Source organism: Bacillus sp. DHT2 (assembly GCF_026241455.1).
GTDB classification, from domain to species: Bacteria; Bacillota; Bacilli; order Bacillales; family Bacillaceae_G; genus Bacillus_A; species Bacillus_A pseudomycoides.
Window position 1 is genome coordinate 1 of record NZ_JAPHWH010000066.1, and the last position, 883, is coordinate 883.

General features: G+C 49.6%; 6 tRNA genes and 2 rRNA genes. All 8 read left to right on the forward strand.

What is annotated here, in order from left to right:
* A 23S ribosomal RNA gene (locus ORL93_RS30785) occupies positions 1–87 on the forward strand; the annotation flags it as partial.
* Positions 88–178: 91 nt separating this feature from the next.
* Positions 179–294, forward strand: a 5S ribosomal RNA gene (gene rrf, locus ORL93_RS30790).
* A gap of 4 nt (positions 295–298) precedes the next feature.
* Positions 299–374, forward strand: a tRNA-Val gene (locus ORL93_RS30795).
* Positions 375–379: 5 nt separating this feature from the next.
* Positions 380–455: transfer RNA gene (locus ORL93_RS30800), tRNA-Thr, on the forward strand.
* 13 nt (positions 456–468) lie between these two features.
* A tRNA-Lys gene (locus ORL93_RS30805) sits at positions 469–544 on the forward strand.
* Positions 545–557: 13 nt separating this feature from the next.
* Positions 558–638 (forward strand) — tRNA-Leu (locus ORL93_RS30810).
* Between the two features lie 29 nt (positions 639–667).
* A tRNA-Gly gene (locus tag ORL93_RS30815) sits at positions 668–742 on the forward strand.
* A gap of 16 nt (positions 743–758) precedes the next feature.
* Positions 759–847 (forward strand) — tRNA-Leu (locus ORL93_RS30820).
* The last annotated feature ends 36 nt before the right edge of the window (positions 848–883 follow it).

Consider the following 883-nt stretch of genomic DNA (forward strand, 5'->3'; position numbering starts at 1 on the left):
TGAAAGATGATCAGGTTGATAGGTTCGAGGTGGAAGCATGGTGACATGTGGAGCTGACGAATACTAATAGATCGAGGACTTAACCATATAATATGAAGCAAATGTTATCTAGTTTTGAAGGAATATATATTTAAAATTCCTGTTGACATTCCGTAAGGAATGTGTATAATAATAAAAGTCTGGTAATGATGGCAGAGAGGTCACACCCGTTCCCATACCGAACACGGAAGTTAAGCTCTCTAGCGCCGATGGTAGTTGGGACCTTGTCCCTGTGAGAGTAGGACGTTGCCAGGCAAATGGAGGATTAGCTCAGCTGGGAGAGCACCTGCCTTACAAGCAGGGGGTCGGCGGTTCGATCCCGTCATCCTCCACCATATACGCCGGCTTAGCTCAATTGGTAGAGCAACTGACTTGTAATCAGTAGGTTGGGGGTTCAAGTCCTCTAGCCGGCACCAGTTTTTCTTGTACGAGCCATTAGCTCAGTTGGTAGAGCATCTGACTTTTAATCAGAGGGTCGAAGGTTCGAGTCCTTCATGGCTCACCATTTATAATAATTCGCGGGTGTGGCGGAATTGGCAGACGCACCAGACTTAGGATCTGGCGCCTTTGGCGTGGGGGTTCGACTCCCTTCACCCGCACTTTATAAGCGAAATCAATTTCATACCGAGCGGAAGTAGTTCAGTGGTAGAATACAACCTTGCCAAGGTTGGGGTCGCGGGTTCGAATCCCGTCTTCCGCTCCAATTTACAATATGATATGCCGGGGTGGCGGAACAGGCAGACGCACAGGACTTAAAATCCTGCGGTGGGTGACCACCGTGCGGGTTCGACCCCCGCCCTCGGCACCATATGCGCCCGTAGCTCAATTGGATAGAGCGTTTGAC